At 68.1% G+C, this 16,855-nt stretch carries 15 protein-coding genes; 3 read left to right on the top strand and 12 right to left on the bottom strand.

Translation table 11 applies throughout. The features are described 5' to 3' along the window. Positions 1 to 145 precede the first annotated feature (145 nt). The 8 genes from AWC31_RS24710 to AWC31_RS24675 all read right to left on the bottom strand — a co-directional run bounded on the left by AWC31_RS24710 (position 146) and on the right by AWC31_RS24675 (position 6,897). Positions 146 to 574: a RidA family protein gene (locus tag AWC31_RS24710; RefSeq protein WP_085146543.1), complete on the bottom strand. Its 429-nt coding sequence runs from the start codon at positions 572 to 574 to the stop codon at positions 146 to 148. Further along, positions 564 to 2,114: a gamma-glutamyltransferase family protein gene (locus AWC31_RS24705; protein WP_207626438.1), complete on the bottom strand. Its 1,551-nt coding sequence runs from the start codon at positions 2,112 to 2,114 to the stop codon at positions 564 to 566. Before AWC31_RS24705 ends, AWC31_RS24710 begins: the two co-directional genes overlap by 11 nt. A gap of 49 nt (positions 2,115 to 2,163) precedes the next feature. After that, positions 2,164 to 2,517 (bottom strand): Rieske (2Fe-2S) protein, encoded by a 354-nt coding sequence (locus AWC31_RS24700; RefSeq protein WP_067842230.1) that lies wholly within the window; start codon positions 2,515 to 2,517, stop codon positions 2,164 to 2,166. Between the two features lie 14 nt (positions 2,518 to 2,531). Further along, positions 2,532 to 3,971, bottom strand: a complete 1,440-nt coding sequence (locus tag AWC31_RS24695; protein ID WP_085146539.1) for an aldehyde dehydrogenase family protein — start codon at positions 3,969 to 3,971, stop codon at positions 2,532 to 2,534. Further along, positions 3,968 to 5,197 (bottom strand): NAD(P)/FAD-dependent oxidoreductase, encoded by a 1,230-nt coding sequence (locus AWC31_RS24690; RefSeq protein WP_085146537.1) that lies wholly within the window; start codon positions 5,195 to 5,197, stop codon positions 3,968 to 3,970. The genes AWC31_RS24695 and AWC31_RS24690 overlap by 4 nt, the downstream gene beginning before the upstream one ends. Then, entirely contained in the window at positions 5,194 to 5,571 is a 378-nt protein-coding gene (locus tag AWC31_RS24685; protein ID WP_067842220.1) for a Rieske (2Fe-2S) protein, read from the bottom strand. The genes AWC31_RS24690 and AWC31_RS24685 overlap by 4 nt, the downstream gene beginning before the upstream one ends. Positions 5,572 to 5,605: 34 nt before the next feature. Beyond that, a complete protein-coding gene (locus AWC31_RS24680) occupies positions 5,606 to 6,325 on the bottom strand; it encodes an iron-containing redox enzyme family protein (protein ID WP_067842216.1) in 720 nt (239 codons plus the stop codon). A 119-nt stretch (positions 6,326 to 6,444) separates the two neighbouring features. Further along, the gene (locus AWC31_RS24675) at positions 6,445 to 6,897 is read right to left on the bottom strand and encodes a GlcG/HbpS family heme-binding protein (RefSeq protein WP_085146535.1); all 453 of its coding nucleotides are present in this window, start codon (positions 6,895 to 6,897) and stop codon (positions 6,445 to 6,447) included. Positions 6,898 to 7,083: 186 nt separating this feature from the next. On the opposite strand from AWC31_RS24675, the gene AWC31_RS24670 reads away from it, so the two are divergent. After that, positions 7,084 to 8,751: a PucR family transcriptional regulator gene (locus AWC31_RS24670; RefSeq protein ID WP_085146533.1), complete on the top strand. Its 1,668-nt coding sequence runs from the start codon at positions 7,084 to 7,086 to the stop codon at positions 8,749 to 8,751. Here AWC31_RS24670 and AWC31_RS24665 read toward each other — a convergent pair whose 3' ends face one another. Then, positions 8,752 to 10,128 (bottom strand): MFS transporter, encoded by a 1,377-nt coding sequence (locus tag AWC31_RS24665; protein WP_085147290.1) that lies wholly within the window; start codon positions 10,126 to 10,128, stop codon positions 8,752 to 8,754. Positions 10,129 to 10,495: 367 nt separating this feature from the next. Here AWC31_RS24665 and AWC31_RS24660 point away from each other — a divergent pair, with 367 nt between their 5' ends. Together AWC31_RS24660 and AWC31_RS24655 are read left to right on the top strand one after the other, a co-directional pair. Beyond that, on the top strand, positions 10,496 to 12,070 hold the full coding sequence (locus tag AWC31_RS24660; RefSeq protein ID WP_085146531.1) for a hypothetical protein: 1,575 nt from the start codon (positions 10,496 to 10,498) through the stop codon (positions 12,068 to 12,070). Positions 12,071 to 12,073: 3 nt separating this feature from the next. Then, a complete protein-coding gene (locus AWC31_RS24655; protein WP_085146530.1) occupies positions 12,074 to 12,802 on the top strand; it encodes a YoaK family protein in 729 nt (242 codons plus the stop codon). Here AWC31_RS24655 and AWC31_RS24650 read toward each other — a convergent pair. The 3 genes from AWC31_RS24650 to AWC31_RS24640 form a co-directional block, all read right to left on the bottom strand. Further along, the gene (locus AWC31_RS24650) at positions 12,734 to 13,615 is read right to left on the bottom strand and encodes a formylglycine-generating enzyme family protein (protein WP_085146529.1); all 882 of its coding nucleotides are present in this window, start codon (positions 13,613 to 13,615) and stop codon (positions 12,734 to 12,736) included. The two genes, AWC31_RS24655 and AWC31_RS24650, sit on opposite strands and share 69 nt — an antisense overlap. A 114-nt stretch (positions 13,616 to 13,729) precedes the next feature. Next, complete coding sequence (locus AWC31_RS24645) at positions 13,730 to 16,093, bottom strand: sulfatase-like hydrolase/transferase (protein WP_085146528.1); 2,364 nt, start codon at positions 16,091 to 16,093, stop codon at positions 13,730 to 13,732. A gap of 57 nt (positions 16,094 to 16,150) precedes the next feature. Continuing rightward, on the bottom strand, positions 16,151 to 16,831 hold the full coding sequence (locus tag AWC31_RS24640) for a DUF2306 domain-containing protein (protein ID WP_085146527.1): 681 nt from the start codon (positions 16,829 to 16,831) through the stop codon (positions 16,151 to 16,153). Between the last annotated feature and the right edge of the window lie 24 nt (positions 16,832 to 16,855).

Raw genomic sequence — 16,855 nt, 5'->3', positions numbered from 1 at the left:
GTTAGGCTGATCTAACTGTCTGCAATTGACATACCACGATGGTGCTCAAGGGGTTTCGTGATTGTGGTCGATTGACCCGACCGCGACCATGTGAACCTGCACAGCCATCGCGCCGGCGCGCTGTGCAACATGGCCCGGCCCCATCTCAACTGACCGCGGCGATCAGGTCGACCTCGACCGGCGCACCGGACGGCAGGGTTTGCACGCCGATGGCCGCGCGGGCGGGCAGTGCGGCCTCTCCGATCGCGTCGCGGATCGCCGCCGACGCACCGTCCGCCACCGCCGACAGTTCGTGAAACGTCGGCGCGCATGCGATGTAGACCGTCATCCGCAGACAGCGGATGCCCGCATCGGGCGGCGCCTGCGAACGCACCGCGGCCAGCGCGTTGCCGGCCGCCACGCCGGCCGCGGCGCGGGCTTGTTCGGCGGTCACGGTCGCACCGACCACACCGGTCAGGATCAGTACGCCGTCGCGCCGTGGCGTCATGCCCGCGGTGTAGATGACGCCGTCGTGCTGCACGGCCGGTACGTAGTCGCCCTGCGGGGCCGGCGCGGTAACCCGGTCAGTCGACACCGATTGCCACGCCTTCCTGCCGGGGGTCGGCGGCGCCGCTGAGAACTCCGCGTTCGTCGCGGCAGATCACCTGCGCGCTGCCGCCGGCACCGTAGGCCGGCTGGACGACGACGCGGTGTCCGAGTTGCTCGAGCCGGCTTCGTGTTTCGTCGGGGATCCGCGCCTCGACGCGCAGTTCGGCGGGGTGGCCGATCACGTCGGCGTCGGAGCCGGGGTACACCGTGAACCGCGGCGCGGACACGGCGGCCGCCGGGTCGAGACCGTGGTCGAACACGTGGGAGATCAGCTGCATGTTCCACTGCACCTGGCCGTCGCCGCCCGGGATGCTGCCGAGCGCGAGCAGCTCGCCGTCGTCACCGGTGGCGATCCAGGCGTTGAGCGTGTGCAGCGGTTTGCGCCGCGGCGCAAGCTCGTTCGGGTGGCCGGGGATCAGGTATGCGCCGCGGCCCAACCGGTTGTTGAGCACCACCCCGGTGCCCGGCACCGTCAGCTTGGCGCCGAACGTGTAGCCGAGCGAGTGGATGAACGTCACCGCGCGGCCTTCGGAGTCGACGGCGACCGTACAGGTCGTGTCCCCGCCTCGTACCTGGAACGCGAGCTGGCGCGCACCGGACAACTCGTTCCGCTGCGCTTGGATCCTGCTGGTTTCCAACACATCTCGTGCTCCGGACGTGTCGCTGCCGCAGAGCGCGAAACGGTCCTCGAACGCGGCCCGCGCCGCGCGGGCCATGCGGTCGATGGCCTCGGCGCTGAGCCACGGCGCGAATCCGACGGCACCATCACACAACGCGGCTTGTTGCAGCACCATCCAGCCGGGTGTCGGCAACGGCGTCTGGTGGATGGTGGCGCCTGCGTAGCGGCCGGTGATCGCGGGCTCGGGCACGGCCACCGCCCCGGCGGCCCATTCGTCACCGCTGAACGGGGCGCCGGCCGCGGTCAGCGTCTCGAGCGCACGCTGTGCGAACTCGCCGGTGTAGAAGTCGCCGGGATCGCGCGCGATCCGGCGGATGGTGCGCGCGAGATCCGGTTGGCCGACACGATCGCCGATGCGCACCGGTTCTCCGGTCGGTGCGTACACCGCGGCCAGCCCGCTGTCGGCGCGGATCGCCGCGAGTGCCTCGTCGACGTCGGCGGCCGTCTTCGCCGAACACGGTGGGCCGGTGTCGGCGAGCCGCGCCGCGGGCTCCCACAACTCGCTGAGCGCGATGGTCGCGCCGTGCGCATGCATGGCCGCCAGCGCGGCGGGCGCGCCGGGCACCGTCACGCCGAGTGCGCCGTCCAACGGGATGGCCGCCATCCCGCGGTCCAGGTAGAACTGCGTGGTTGCTCCGTCGGGGCCGAAACCCGAGCCGCCGATGGTCCACACGCGTCCGTCGGGTTCGCGTACCACCGCGAAGGCGTCGCCGCCGATCCCGCACTGTCCCGGCAGCGTGAGCCACGTGATGGCCGCCATGGCCAGGGTCGCGTCGATGGCGTTGCCGCCTGCCGACAACACCCGGGCGCCCGCGAAACTCGCGGCGGGGTGACTTGAGCTGACCATGCCCCCGACCGACAGCGCTGAAGGTCGCTGCAGTGTCGTCACGTCGCGATCACGCTCCCTTGCGTCGGCGCCGCGGCCCGACAGGCATCTCCCCTGCCTCGACGCCGACGAAGATCTCGCCATCGCGTTCCTGCACCGGGTAGGTCTTGATGGCGACGGTCGCGGGCGGGCAGATCGGTTCGCCGGTCTCGAGGTCGAACGCGCTGCCGTGGCAGGAGCATCCGATGCCGTCGTCGACGAGCTTTCCCGACGACAGCATGCAGTCGAGGTGCGTGCAGTAGTTGGAGGTCGCGTAGGCCTTGCCGTTGAGGCGAGCCACCGCGAATTCGTGGTCGTCGGCGAAGAACCGCCGGACGATGCCTTCGGGCACCTGCCCCGACCGGGCGACTCGCTTGAATTCCATTGCAGCTCCTGTGGTTAAACGGCCGGGTTGAGGTAGACGGTTTTTTCGAGCGTGTAGAACTCCATGAGCGTCGCGCCCGCTTGTTCCTTGTACGTCTGGGTACTCGACGACTTGTAGCCGCCGAACGGGGCGTTCATCGCCATGCCGGTGGTCGGCTGGTTGATCTTGACCAGCCCGGTCCGCGACTGACGCGCGAAGTGGGTTGCGGTGGCGAGGTCGGACGTGACGATCGCGGCGCTCAACCCGTACTCCGTCGCATTGGCCAACGCGACCGCCTCATCGAGGGTCGCCGCCCGCTGGAATGCGACGAGGGGTCCGAACACCTCCTCGGCGACGATGCGCATGGTGGGCAGCGCATCGGCGAACACCGTGGGCCGAACGAAGAATCCGCGCTCGCCGACGGTGGTACCGCCGCAGCGCAGCGTCGCGCCCTCGGCGACTCCGGCCTGCACATAGTGCAGGAACTTGTCGAGCTGGTCGGCACTGGCCAGCGGGCCCATGTTCACCCCCGGCTGGTTGCCCGGACCGACCTGCAACGTTTCGGTTTTCGCGATCACCCGCTCCAGCAGGGCGTCGTGGACGGCATCGACCGCGACGACGCGACTCGTCCCGGTGCAGGCCTGTCCACTCAGCCCGAACGCGCCCTTGACGATCAGCGCGGCGGCGCCGTCGAGGTCGGCGTCGGCGGCAACCACCACCGGGTTCTTGCCGCCCATCTCCAACTGCACGCGCCGCTCCGGACCCACCTCGCGATGGATCGCCCGGCCCACCCTGGTGGAGCCCGTGAACGTCACGGCCGCGACCCGCGGATCGGCCGCGACGGCCGCACCCGCGGTTCCGTCCCCCTGCACCAGCGCGATCGCGGCAGGCGGCAGCCCGCCGTCCAGCAGCGCCTCGACGAGACGCTGGCCCATCAGCGGTGTCACCTCGGATGGCTTGTACAGCACCGGATTACCGGCGGCCAGCGCGGGGCCGATCTTGCGGGACGGGATGTTGAACGGGAAGTTCCACGGCGTGATCGCGGCGACGATGCCGACCGGTTCGCGCAGCGTGTAGACGAGGTTGTCCCCCGCCGAGGGATAGGTGGAGCCGGTGGTGCGCGTCGCCTCGCCCGCGTAGAAGCGCAGGTTCGCCGGGGTCCGGCTGACCTCCATGGTGGCTTCGGCTTTGGTCTTGCCCTCTTCGGCCACCAGTTCGGCGATCAGCGTGTCGGCCCGGGATTCCAGTTGTGCTGCCGCGGATTCCAGGATCGCGGCACGCCGCTCCGGCGGCGTCGCCGCCCACTCGGGCGCCGCTTTCTCCAGCGCGTCGACCGCGGCGCGGACGTCGGCCGCATCCGACGCCGGAAACGTGCCGATCAGCTCGTCGGGGTCGGCGGGGTTGTGCCGCTGAAAGGTCCGGCCGGAGACCGCCGGAACCCACTGCCCGTCGATGAAGTTGGCGCCTTGGATCATCCGCTCACCACCTCCTCGGTATCCACGAGATCCCACAGGTCGGCGTCCTCGTCCTCGAGCACGGCACGCTCGACCCGGCGGCCGAGCAGCTCGCGTCCCACCATCACGTCCTCGCCGCGGTCGACCGTGAACACCCCGCGCAGGGCGTCGTCATCGACATAGAAAGCGGTGAAGTCGAGAGCGTCGACGTCGCCGCGGATGACCACGTCGGCGGTTGCCGCGCCGAGGAATTGGATGTTGTGGTCGTACTGGTCCGACCAGCACCACGGGGCATCGTCGTTGACGGCGTCGCGGCCCAGCATCGCGTTGGCCACGGCAGCACCTTGTTTGTTGGCGTTGTCGAAGTGGTCGTGGCGGACGTGACGACCCGCCCGCGTCGAGTAGCGCCGCGCGACGTCGCCTGCCGCGTAGATACCGGTAATCGAGGTGCGGCCCTGCTCGTCGACGACGATGCCGTCGTCGACCGCCAGTCCCGACGCCGACGCCACCGCCGTGTTGGGCGTGATGCCGATACCGATCACCACCGCATCGGCCTCGATCGGCTGCCCACCCCCACAGGTCACGACAACCCCGTCTGCGGTGGTGCGCATCCCGTCGACGCCGACGCCGGTGCGGAGATCGATACCGTGGTCGCGGTGGATGCGGGCCACCTCGGCACCGATGCGCGGCCCGAGAATGCCGCCCAGCGGCACCTGCGCGGCCTCCAGAACCGTGACATCGACACCGAGGTTCTTTGCGGTCGCGGCGATTTCGAGTCCGATGAACCCCGCGCCGATGATCGCCAGCCGCCTGCCGGCCGTGAGTGCGGTCTGCAGCCGCTGCGCATCCTCGACGGTGCGCAGGTAGTGCACGAGCTCCGGCCGCGGACCGGGCACTGGAAGCGCCCGGGGCCGTCCACCGGTGGCGAACAGCACCGCATCCGCCTGGATGGGCGCACGGCCGGCGAGTTCGACGCTGCGGGTGCTCGCGTCGACGCGGGTCACCTCGGCACCGGTCAGAATCTCGACGTCGTTGTCGGCGCGCCAGGTCTCCGGGAGAATCTCCAGCGAATCGAATGTGTCTGTGCCGGCGAGAAACTCCTTCGACAACGGCGGCCGCTGGTACGGCGCGTACGGTTCGTCGCCGACGAGCACGATGCGGCCGTCGAATCCGCGCCTTCGCAGCGTACGGGCGGCCACCGCGGCGGTCTGGCCCGCTCCGACGGTGACGAATGTCCGGCTGGTCATGGCTGTGCTTCCTTTCCGTCAGACCCGGTGGCCACCGCGCTCATCCGCGCCGTGGGGTTGACGTAGACGGTGCCGTCCTCGACCCGGACCGGATAGGTGGGTTGGCAACGGTCCTGGCTTTCCTCATATCCGGTTTCCAGGTCGAACTGCCACTGATGGCCGGGGCAGATGACCTTGCCGTGCAGCAGCGTTCCCTTCGCCAGGGAGCGGTCCTGGTGAATGCAGCTGTCGGCGAACGCATATACCTGTCCCGCCGCCTCGAACAGCGCGATGGCCAGGCCGGCGGCGCCGTCCGAACCATCCAGCGTGACGCGCAGCTTGCGGCGACGGGCGAGTTCCTTGGTACTCGCCACCGCAATCCAATCCGTGGTCACAGCTCAACCTTTCTGCCGAGGCGGCGGGGTCAGATCAGACGGACGCCGATTCGAGGTCCGGTGCGACGTAGTAGTCGTAGAGACCCTTGGTGTAGGAGAAGCGCATCTCGGCGCCCCAGCGCACCAGTTGCAGGCAACGCTGCTGCAACTGCGGGGTGTCGGCGTGGTCGAGCACGATCTGGTAACCGCGTTCGCCGTGCACCACATCGGAAGTGATGTGCAGATCGAAGAACTCGATCTCGTCCTCGGTGAATCCGTACACCTCGCGCAGCGGCACGATCTGCTTGGTGTAGATGCTGGGCACCTGTGATTCCAGGCCGACCACCAGGGCCGCCGTCGCCACCACGAAGTGTTCGCGCTGCGACACCGCATAGCACCACGCCTGCAGCCCGCGCGTGATGGCGTTCATGTTCGACGGATCCTCGATCCGCTCACGGGTCGTGCCGCAGGCCTCACCGAACTTGATCAGCAGGTCGGTGTGGCGGATGTCGGCCAGCTCCTCCTCGTACATGTTCTGGAGCGTGAAATCCTTTGCGCCGGTGAACTGGTCGGGGGTGTTGGAGTAGATGTTGGCCAGGTAGTCGGCGAACGGCCCGACATAGTGGTAGTGGTTCTCGGCCCACCGCGCGAAGTGCTGCTTGCTCAGCTTGCCTTCCGCCCATGCCTTGGAGAACGACGCGTTCTTCGCCTCGCGGCCCTTGATGGCGTTCTCGAGTTCAGCGCGAAACTCGTCGCGCCCGAGCAGCTGGGTCATCGATCAATCCTTTCGGTGAAAACACTTGGGTACCAGGGACATTAGCTAGAGCGCCGGGTACCGGCGATGGTCACAATCACCGGCGATGATGCCGTTGCCGGGTCAACGTGCACACCGGCTCAAGCGCGGGCGACCGACGCGGTCAGCGCATCGAACTCCGCGAGGATCGCCGCGCCGACGGCCTTGTCCTGTTCGCCGTTGCCGCCGCTGATCCCGACCCCGCCGACGATCTGACCGTCGAACACCAGCGGAAACCCGCCGACGAAAATCGCGAACTTGCCGGGCAGCATGTGGCTGATGCCGAACGCCTCGTTGCCGGGCAGTGCCGGGCCGTTGGGCGGCTCGTTGAATAGATGCGTGGCGCGCTCATGCCCTGCGGCGGTGAACGCCTTGGCGATCGCGATGTCCACACCGGTCAGGCGGGCGCCCGGCAACCGGTGCAGCGCAAGGACGTTGCCGCCGTCGTCGCAGATGCACAGGGTTTGCTTGACGCCGATTTCCTCGGCCTTGGCGCGACCCGCGGCTAGCAGTGGCAACGCGTCGTCGAGGGTGATGCGGTGAATTCGATGCATTGATCTTTCGCTCTCTCGCGGCAGTCGGTGTCGGCTGACGCTGGAATGTCTATCAACGAGCAGGTCCCCGATGGGATGGTTAATATGACCTGAATCTGTGGCCGATGACGGTTAAGTTGCACATGGTGTCTGTGCCGACACGTCCGGTAATCGATACACAACGCACAAAAGAGCACGGGGTTTGACATGACAGAACCACCGACCGGCACCGGCCGCATGACTGTGCAGGGACTGCTGGACGAGTCGCTCATGTCCGGCGCCCGGGTGGTCGCCGGCACCGACCGACTCGACCGGGAACTCACGTGGGTGTTGCCGCTCAACGAGGTGCTGTCGCAGCATGACCCGCTCGACGCCGTGGCGGTCTACGCCCGGCCGGAGTCGTTGGTGGCAAACGGCGCTGCGCTGTCGGCACTGACCGCGCGGGGCGCGACCACGCTGCTCGTCGACGGCGTCATCCCGCCAGATCTGGGGCGGCTGCCCACCGGCCTGGTGGTCGTCGAGCTCGGGATACCGGTCGGTTTCGCCGCCCTCAACCGGCTACTGGCCGAGCGCGCGCTCAGCCAGGAAGTCCACGTCATGCGGTACTCGACGCACGTGCACGCGTCGCTTGCCGGCTTGTTCCATCGCGGTGCCGGGCTGCAGATCCTGGTCCGGGAGGTGTCCAACCTGGCGCGCAACCCCGCGGTCGCGCTGGACGCCCGAGGACACGTGGTCGCACACACCGGGCTGACACCCGAAACCCTTGCACCGCTTGCTGATTCGGTGAACGATATGCTCGCCGCCGATGTGCCTGCCGCCGAACGGCGCTCCGACGGGCACGACACCCGCATCCAGCCGATCACCGGTCTGCACGACAGCACCTGGACGTGTGTCGCGAGCGCGATCCGGCTCGGCAAGTCGTTCGAAGGCTGGGTCGTGATCCTGGTACCCGACCCACACCCCGGCAGCCATGATCTCGCCAGGTATTCGGTACTGACCGAGCAGGCGACCGCGATCATCGGTTCGGAGATGTTGCGGCAACGCAGCGTCGACGAGGCCGAGGAACGCGCCAGGGGCGACTTCGTCCAGGCCCTGGTGCACGGCAGCTTCTCCAGCGAACACGACATGCGCGCCCGCGCCGAGCACCACGACATCGAACTCGACGCCCGGTTCGGGGTCTTCGTGGCTCCCGGGGTGCTGCCCCGCCGCGTCGACAATCCGACCGCGAGCATGGTCCGCCTGGCCCGGTATGCCGCAGGCGTCGCACCGCACCCGGCGGTACACGCCTACGTCACGGTGATCGGCGACGTGCTCGTCGTGGTCCGCACGCTGCGCAGCCAGGACGGCCCGGCCATGCGCGCCGAGATGGACGAGTACGCGCAGGCCATGTCGCTCGAGCTGGAGCGGCGGCGCGGCCTGCGTGCCCCGGTGGCGTACGGTCGGCCGGCGCTCGGCGCGAGCGAGGTCAGGGAGAGCTATCGCGAAGCCCGCGTCGCACTCGGCATCGCGCGGCGCCTGCACCGCACCGGCGCCACGTCGTATCAAGAATTGCGTGGCTTCACCGTGCTCGCCCAGGTGGCCGAAACCGAGCAGAGTCGCCAGCTGGTGCGAGACATGTTGGGGCCGTTGCGGTCCGGACCCGACCTGTTGGAGACACTCAGCGCCTACCTGAGCGAGGGCGGCAACGTGAACGCCACCGCGCGCGTGCTCAACGTGCATCGCAACACCATGCTGGCCAAGCTGGACCGGATCTCACGGCTGCTCGGCATGGACATCCGCGTCCCGGAAAACCAGTTCACGGTGTGGCTGGCGATCCGGCTCGACCTCCTCGACGAGGTGCACTCGGCGATCGACCGGGAAGCCAGCTTCCGCTGATCACACCGGCTGCGGGTCGGGACCGAAGAACGATCCGGCCAGCCCGAGCGTCACGATCACCGCACACGCGGCGAACACCGCCGGGTAGCCCGCCACGTCGAGCGCGACCGCGACCCACGCCGCACCGCATGCCGAACCACCGAACCGAACGAGATTGAACAAGCCGAGCCCGGTGCCCTGCGCACCGGCGGGCGAGCGCGTCGCGCCGGTGGCCGCCGGTGTCTGCACCAACGCGATGCCGATCCCGCCGGTCACCAACACCGCGATCAACGCGGGCAGGACGATCCGATCCTGCGCCACGACCACCGCCATGCCGACCTGGGCACCCAGCAACAACACCAGGCCGGTCCGCAACACGCGCCTCGGCCCGAGCCGGTCCTGCCACCGCCCCACCCCCGGGCCGAGGAGCGCCATCGCGGCGGGAACCGTGAACAGCACGAATCCCGCGGCCGAGATCGACACCGAGTTGCCGACCAGATAGAGCGGCACCGCGAGCAATGTCGCACCGAGACAGAACATCTGGGCAAACGCCGCGAGGCAGCTGCGGACGAACCGCGACTCGCTGATGAGCCGGACGTCGACGAACGGACTCTCGGCACGCCTGCAGTGCCAGCCGAACCAGGCCAGTGCGGCCACGGCGGCGGCCGCCGTGCCCGCGATGAGCCAGCCGCTGACGTCGGGCCGTGACACCACCGCGAGCGCGAGCATCAGCAACGCCGAACCGATCGTCAACGCGGCCGCCCCGGCCAGGTCGAACGACATCTTGACGCCCCGATAGCGCGGCACGTAGCGCAGTGTTCCGGCGAAACCGGCCAGGGCCACCGGGACCAGCGGGACGAACACCCACCGCCAACCCCAGGTATCAGCCACCAGGCCGCCGAGGCTGGGGCCGACCGCCTGGCCGATACCGTTCGCCGACGCCCATGCGCCCATCGCGCGGCCTCGGCGTTCGCCCGAGAACATCCACGCGATCAGGCCCATGACAGCCGGGGCGAACGCGGCCGCGGCGACCCCGCCCGCCGATCGCCAGGCGATCAACAGCGGCAGCGACGGTGCCGTTGCGGCACCGACGGCGCAGACCGCGGTCGCCAGCAGGGCCGCGCAGTACACCCGCCTGCGGCCGAATCGGTCGCCGAACCATCCGGCCAGCGGTATCGTCGCCGCGAAGCAGACCAGGAAGCCGACCACCACGAACACCCCGTTGCCCAGTGGAGCGTCGAACTCGTCGATGATCGCGTCGAGTGGCACGTTCACGACGTTGTTGCTCACGGTGCCGACCACTGTCCCCGCCAGCAGCGCTGCCAGCCCCAGCGGCGTGCCGCTGTCGTGGCCTGTCGGCTTCGAGCCGGGGTGTGTGGTGGAACGAACGTCGGTCATGGTGCTCGCAACCATCCTCGTAGCCAACGGAATCGGGGTTCTCTCCCCCTCCCATGCACTGTCTCACTGCCACGGCCACCATTGGGCGATCCCACCGGGCGATAGTGCACAGGCCATCAGCGCACTGTCTGGTCAATCTGCACATAGCCGCCGCTCCACGGCACTGCGGCGGACCGTCGGCACCGCAGTCCAAGCCAATCGTTACGTGGTCGAAACCGCACGATATGCGGTCGACAAGTTTCGAACACACTGCACATGGTGAGGCCGTCGCCGATGTGCACTGTTGTCGTTGACCCAGGTCGAGACCGCGCCGAACATTCCAGCATCAGACTGCACAGCCCCCAGCAGTTCAACGAGAGGTCCCGAATTGGACATCCAACTCACCGCGGCGCACTGGATCTATCTGGCCGGCATCGTCGTCATATTGATCACGATGGCGATCCGGAAGAACATCGTCGTGCCCGCCGTCACCGCAACCCTGCTGACCGCATGGGCCTTCTCGGGCAGCTTCATCACCGGCCTGTCGTCGATCTTCAACGCGAGCCTCACCGCGGCGAAGGAACTGTTCAACATCTTCCTGATCATCGCGATCGTGACCGCGATGCTGGGGGCACTTCGGGAGATGGGCGCCGACCGCATGATGGTGACGCCGTTCCGGCGGGTCATGCGGGCCGGCACCAGCAGCTTCATCGTGCTCGCCGTCGTAACCTACGTGATCTCCCTGTTCTTCTGGCCGACGCCGGCGGTCCCACTGGTCGGCGCGGTGCTCATCCCGGTCGCCATCCGGGCCGGCCTGTCCCCGTTGTCGGTGGGCATGGTCATCGCGATCTGCGGTCAGGGCATGGCGCTGTCATCGGACTACATCATCAAGGTGGCGCCGGGCATCTCGGCGAAGGCCGCGGGTGTGGATCCCGATGCCGTGGCCGACAAGGCGATGGTGCTGTCGCTGATCGTCGGCCTGACCGCACTGGCCATCACGTTTTTCATGCAGCGCCGCACCTGGCGGACGCCGTCCCCGGAGCTGTTGCGCGAGTGGGAGAACGAGGCCGAGCGGTCCCGCGACGACGACGCCGATACGCCGGACACGTCATTGGGTGGGGGCGGGGCGGCCCGCAAGAACACGCCGGCTCCCCCGCCGGTGACCGGCCCGGTCGTCACCGACGGCACGACCGCCACAGCCACCGCCACGGTCGTCATGGCCGATCCGGTCCAGCCACCCGAACCCGAGCGAAAGATGTTGGCTGCGAAGCTGTTCGCGGTGCTTGTTCCGTTGGTCTACTTCGCGTTCATCGTCTACCTGCTGTTGGGGAAGTTCACCACCGCGGTGCCGCCGCTCAAGGGCGGGGACGCGGCAGCCATCGTCGGCGGGCTCGCCGCGCTGCTCCTGTTCGCGGCGTCCGCCACCAACGACAAGCGCAACTTCCTGGAGACCTCGTCCCAGCACGTGGTCGACGGCCTCGTGTTCGCGTTCAAGGCCATGGGGATCGTGTTGCCGATCGCGGGCTTCTTCTTCATCGGGAACGGTGACTTCTCGGCCGCGATCCTCGGAATGCCCGCGGACGCAAAAGGTCCGGCGTTCCTGTTCGATCTCATCACCGCCGCGCAGTCACTCGTGTCGCCGAATCCCGTTGTCACGGCGTTCGCCGTGCTGTTCGTCGGCCTCATCGCGGGCCTGGAGGGATCGGGCTTCAGCGGGCTGCCGCTGACCGGTTCGCTGTCGGGTGCGCTCGCACCGGTCGTGGACATGGACCCCGCGACACTCGCCGCGATCGGCCAGATGGGCAACATCTGGTCGGGCGGCGGAACGCTTGTCGCGTGGTCGTCACTCGTCGCGGTGGCCGGATTCGCGCGGGTGCCCGTTCTCACCTTGGCGCGCAAGTGCTTCCTGCCGGTGATGAGCGGGTTGATCCTTTCCACCGTGTTCGCGATCGCCTTCTTCTGACAGATGCGGCAACCGGATCGAAATCGCCTCGGCCTCCTCACGACACTCGCGCTGACGTTCGTCACCGGGATCGTCGACGCGGTCGGTTATCTCGGCCTGGATCGAGTGTTCACCGGAAACATGACGGGCAACATCGTGATCCTCGGCATGGGTGTGGCAGGCGCCGACGACCTGCCGGTGCTCGGGCCCGCGATCGCGCTGGCAGGTTTCACGGCGGGGGCGCTGGCCGCGGGGCTGACCGTGCGCAGACGCTCGGCGCCCGGCTGGGACACCCGCATCACACTGCTGCTCACGATCGGTGCGGCGGTGCTCCTCGCACTGACGGTCGCCGTCGCGCTCGGCGGTGACAATCCCGGCGCCACCGGGCAGGTCGTCATCGCCACCGCGATCGCCACCGTGATGGGCGTGCAGGCAATGGTGGCCCGCGCGCTGGCCGTCAAGGACATGACGACGGTCGTGGTGACCTCGACCCTGACGAGCCTGGCCGGCGAAACCTGGACCGGCGGCGGACGGGCGGCGGTTTTCAACCGCAGGATCGCCGCGATCGTGGTCATCTTCCTCGGCGCGGTCGCAGGCGCAATGCTGCTGCGACTGCACATGGCCGTGCCGCTGGCCCTGGCGACGGCGCTGACGGTTGCCGTCGTCATCGCCGGGCACCTGCGCCTACACGAGCGCGTCAGCCACGCACCGGAACCCGATGTGAGTCGTCGAGCTGTCCTGCGACTGCGGTGATCGCGCGGCAGGCCGGTAGCGGTGACAGTATTCCGGGGCACACAGGTGCGAGCCGCCCTTGAGCACCTGGTTCACGCCGGGATCGCCACTCGGCGACGGGCAGCATCCCGATTCCGCCGCATTGGGCCGGTGGTGGGGCGCGAACCGCGTCGTCGTCCACTCCCACACGTTGCCGATCATGTCGAACAGCCCCAAGGCATTTGGTGGGAACGTCCCGACCGGCGAGGTGCCGGTCCAGCCCAGCGCACCGTCGTTGCGGTACGGGAACCGGCCCTGCCACGTGTTCGCCATCAACCGGCCGTCCGGGGTCACCTCGTCGCCCCAGGCATAGACACCCTCGACGCCCCCGCGCGCCGCGTACTCCCATTCGGCCTCGGTGGGCAGCCTGCGGCCGGCCCAGGCCGCGTAAGCCACCGCGTCGGGGTAGGCCACCTGGACCACGGGATGGTCCGGGCGGCACTCCTCCCGCTGCGGCCCGAACGGGTGGCGCCAACTCGCGCCAGGCGCCCAGTCCCACCACTGCCGCCAGTCCCGCAGGTCGACCGGTCCGGGGGTGGGCCGGAACACCAGCGAACCCGGTTGCAGGTCCTCGTCGGGCACGCCCGGATACAGCGCGGGGTCGAGCGGACGCTCGGCCACCGTCCGGTAGCCGGTGGCGTCGACGAACTCGGCGAACTGGGCATTGGTGACGGGATGTTTCTCGATCGCGAAGTCCGCGACCGTCGCGGTGTGGATCGGCGCCTCTTCGGGGTAGAAACTCGTCGAACCCATCCGGAACGACCCGCCGGGGACTTCGACCAGCTCTGTCAACATGCGTTCAGGGTATGCGGATGCCGAAGTCGGCGATCGGCGCAGCCGCCTCGGAACCCCGGAGTCCGGACGGTGACCAGGTGGTCGTGGTCGTTGACTTAACGGAGGGCGAGGCGGTCAGTCCTTCGAGAACGCCAGCGCCAGACCGGCTTTCACGTTCTCGTACGGTGCACCCGACAGGTCGACGGTGACCTTGGCGATGCTGCCGCCGGTGAACGGGAACGGTGCCCGGTAGCTGCGCGACACCGCCGACCCGGTGTTGCGGCCGACGCAGATGCCGCCACCGGCCAGGGCGAACATGCCGGGATGGGTCTGCATGCCGGCCAGTTCGGCCACTGCCGCGTCGTCGACGAACAGGGTGGTGTCGCCGAGTGGGGTGTGGCTGTCCGGCACGGTCCCGGTTCGCTGGTAACTGACGCCGAAGACGTGCTGTCCCAACGTGACCGGATCGGGCGAGGACAGCAGCTGCTCGCGCTCACCGAGGAAGTTGTAGACGTAGTGCAGATATCCGTCGGCGAGGAACAGTACGTGACCGCCGTGCGCACCACCTTGTTTGAACAGCACGCCCTCGGCGTCGGCGGTCTCCACCGTGACCTCGGCGAGGACCTTGAACGACTGCCCGCGGAGTTCGGCGGCCGCGCCGAGACCGACCTCGGCGGTGTGCGGGTAGTAGGTGTAGGTGGTCCGTTCACCGACCAGATAGGGGCGCCACCGCCCGATGGTCTCGAGAATGTTGAGGTCGGCCAGCGGCAGCCCGTTGTACTTGGCGGCCTCGCTGAACCACAGCTCCTTGAGCTCTTCGAGTTTGTCCGGTTGCTCGGCGGCGAGATCGTGGCACTGGCTGCGGTCGGATTCGATGCGGAACAGTTCCCAGCGATCGGCGTCGAAATGCGACCAGCCCGACGGGGTGGCGGCGTGCACGGTGTTGGCGAACCAGCCTTTGTGCCAGATCCCCCGAGTCCCGAGCATGGTGTAGAACTGGGTCTCCTTCCCGGTCGGCGCGTTCGGCTCGGCAAGGGCCACTTTGAAACTCACGCCGTCCAGGGGCTTCTGCGCAACGCCGCGCACCGTCGCAGGCGGGGTGATACCCAGCAGGTCGTAGACCGTCGGAGTGATGTCACAGACGTTGAGGTAGTTGTCGCGGACCTCGCCGTGTGCGGCAATCCCGTTGGGCCAGGAGATGATTGCCGGGTCGGCGATACCACCCTCGTGTGACGCGTAGCGCTTGAACAGCTTGTACGGCGTGTTGAACGCCATCGCCCAGCCGATCGGGTAATGGTTGTAGGTCTGCGGGCCGCCGAGCCGGTCGAAGAACTTCAGCCCCTCCTCGGCGGTGTCGATGTAGCCGTTGAAGAACTTCGTTTCGTTGACCGATCCGTTCGGTCCGCCCTCCCCGCTGGCGCCGTTGTCGGAGATCACGACGATCACGGTGTTGTCGAGTTGGCCGGACTCCTCGAGGAAGTCCAGGATGCGGCCGATCTGGGCGTCGGTGTAGGACAGGAAGCCCGCGAACACCTCGGCCATCCGGCAGAACAACCGCTTCTCGTCGTCGGACAGCGTGTCCCACGGCCGCACGGTGTCCTGGGCCGGCCAGGGTTCACCATTGGGCCCGGTGGTGTCGGCATACGGGTTGACCGGTGGCAGTTCGGTGTCGGGCGGCACGATGCCCAGCCGCTTCTGGTTTTCGAGCACGACCTCGCGGTAGCGCTCGTAGCCCATGTCGAAACGGCCCGCGTACCGGTCGGCCCAGTCCTTGAACACGTGGTGCGGTGCATGCCCGGCACCAGGGCACAGGTAGGTGAACCACGGCTTGTCCGGGGCGATGACCTTGGCGTCGCGGATGAACTCGATGGTCTTGTCGGCCAGGTCTTTCGACAGGTGATAGCCGTCTTCGGGCGTGGCGGGCGGGTCCACCGGATGGTTGTCGTAGACGAGGTCCGGATGCCACTGGTCGGTCTCGCCGCCCATGAACCCGTAGAACCGTTCGAATCCTCGGCTCAGCGGCCAATGCCGTTTTGTCGAGGCGAGATTGGACTCCTCCAGCGGCGTGAGATGCCACTTGCCGACGCAGTACGTGTTGTACCCGTTCTCGGCGAGCACTTCCGGCAGCAGCGCGGTGTCGAACGGAATTCGACCGTTGCAGTTGGGAAATCCATCCGTGAACTCTTCGATGGTCGCCATGCCCACTGTTGTGGCGTTGCGGCCGGTGAGCAGAGCCGCCCGCGTCGGCGAGCACAGCGCGGTGGTGTGGAACTGCGACAGCCGTACACCTCGCTCGGCGATACGACTCATCGCAGGCATGTCGACGAGCCCACCGAAGCAGTCCCAGGTCGCGATGCCGGTGTCGTCCCACACCAGGTAGAGCACATTCGGCGCGTTCTCCGCGGCCGTGGGCGCGGCGTACGGGCCCCAATCCGGTTCGGAATCCCTGATATCCAGTGCGATCTTGCCGTTGAACGCCCCGTCGATTCCAGCAGCCATGGCGAAACCTCATCCCGGTCGGGGAACCGCCGCGGTTTTGGACGATTCGCCCGGAGACTACACCGGCTCGCGGCGGGCCGCCGGAGAAACTGACGACGGCGAAACCGCTGGCCGCCGGTTCAACCAGAATTGCAGGACCACCATCGGCAGGGTCCACCCCAGCCACGCGCCCAGACCGGCCACCGCCCACAGATAGTGCTCGTCGTTTCCGTCAAAGACGCTGTCCCGCAACGGTTCGAAGGCCAGGAAGAGAACGGGTGTCCAGACGCGGTTGGTGATGATGGACAGCGCCAGCGTCACACTGCGCAGCATCTGGCGTCGGTGCACGCCGAAGCGGCGTTGCCGCCCGGCGATGAACCCGGCGACGGTGAACCACAGCCACAGCGCCGCGAGCGCCACGTTGCTCACGGCGAGCACCGGGCCGAACGGGGTGGCGACCCCGATCACCATGGCACACACCGCCGCGGGGATCGCCGTGACGACATACACGCGCCCGGTTCGTCGATGCAGTCCCGGATGACGACGCCGCAGCCCGGGCCAGATCTGCGCGACCGCGCACACCATGGCCACGCTCGCCAACAGGACGTGTGCGACCAGCAGCGGATAGTGCAACGCGAACGTCGCGGGTACGCGCGTGCCGCCGGTCAGATACGGCGGTATCGAGTAGGCGAGGAACGCGACGACGACGAGGGCCAATGCGCCCGCCAGGCCGACCCGACGACGCGATGCGTATGTCATACGCAAAAGCGTACGACATACGCT

Origin of the sequence: Mycolicibacterium wolinskyi, assembly GCF_002101965.1 — a bacterium.
Taxonomy (GTDB): domain Bacteria; phylum Actinomycetota; class Actinomycetes; order Mycobacteriales; family Mycobacteriaceae; genus Mycobacterium; species Mycobacterium wolinskyi.
Note: the sequence above shows the minus strand (reverse complement) of the source record. Positions and strands in the feature narration are given on the sequence as shown.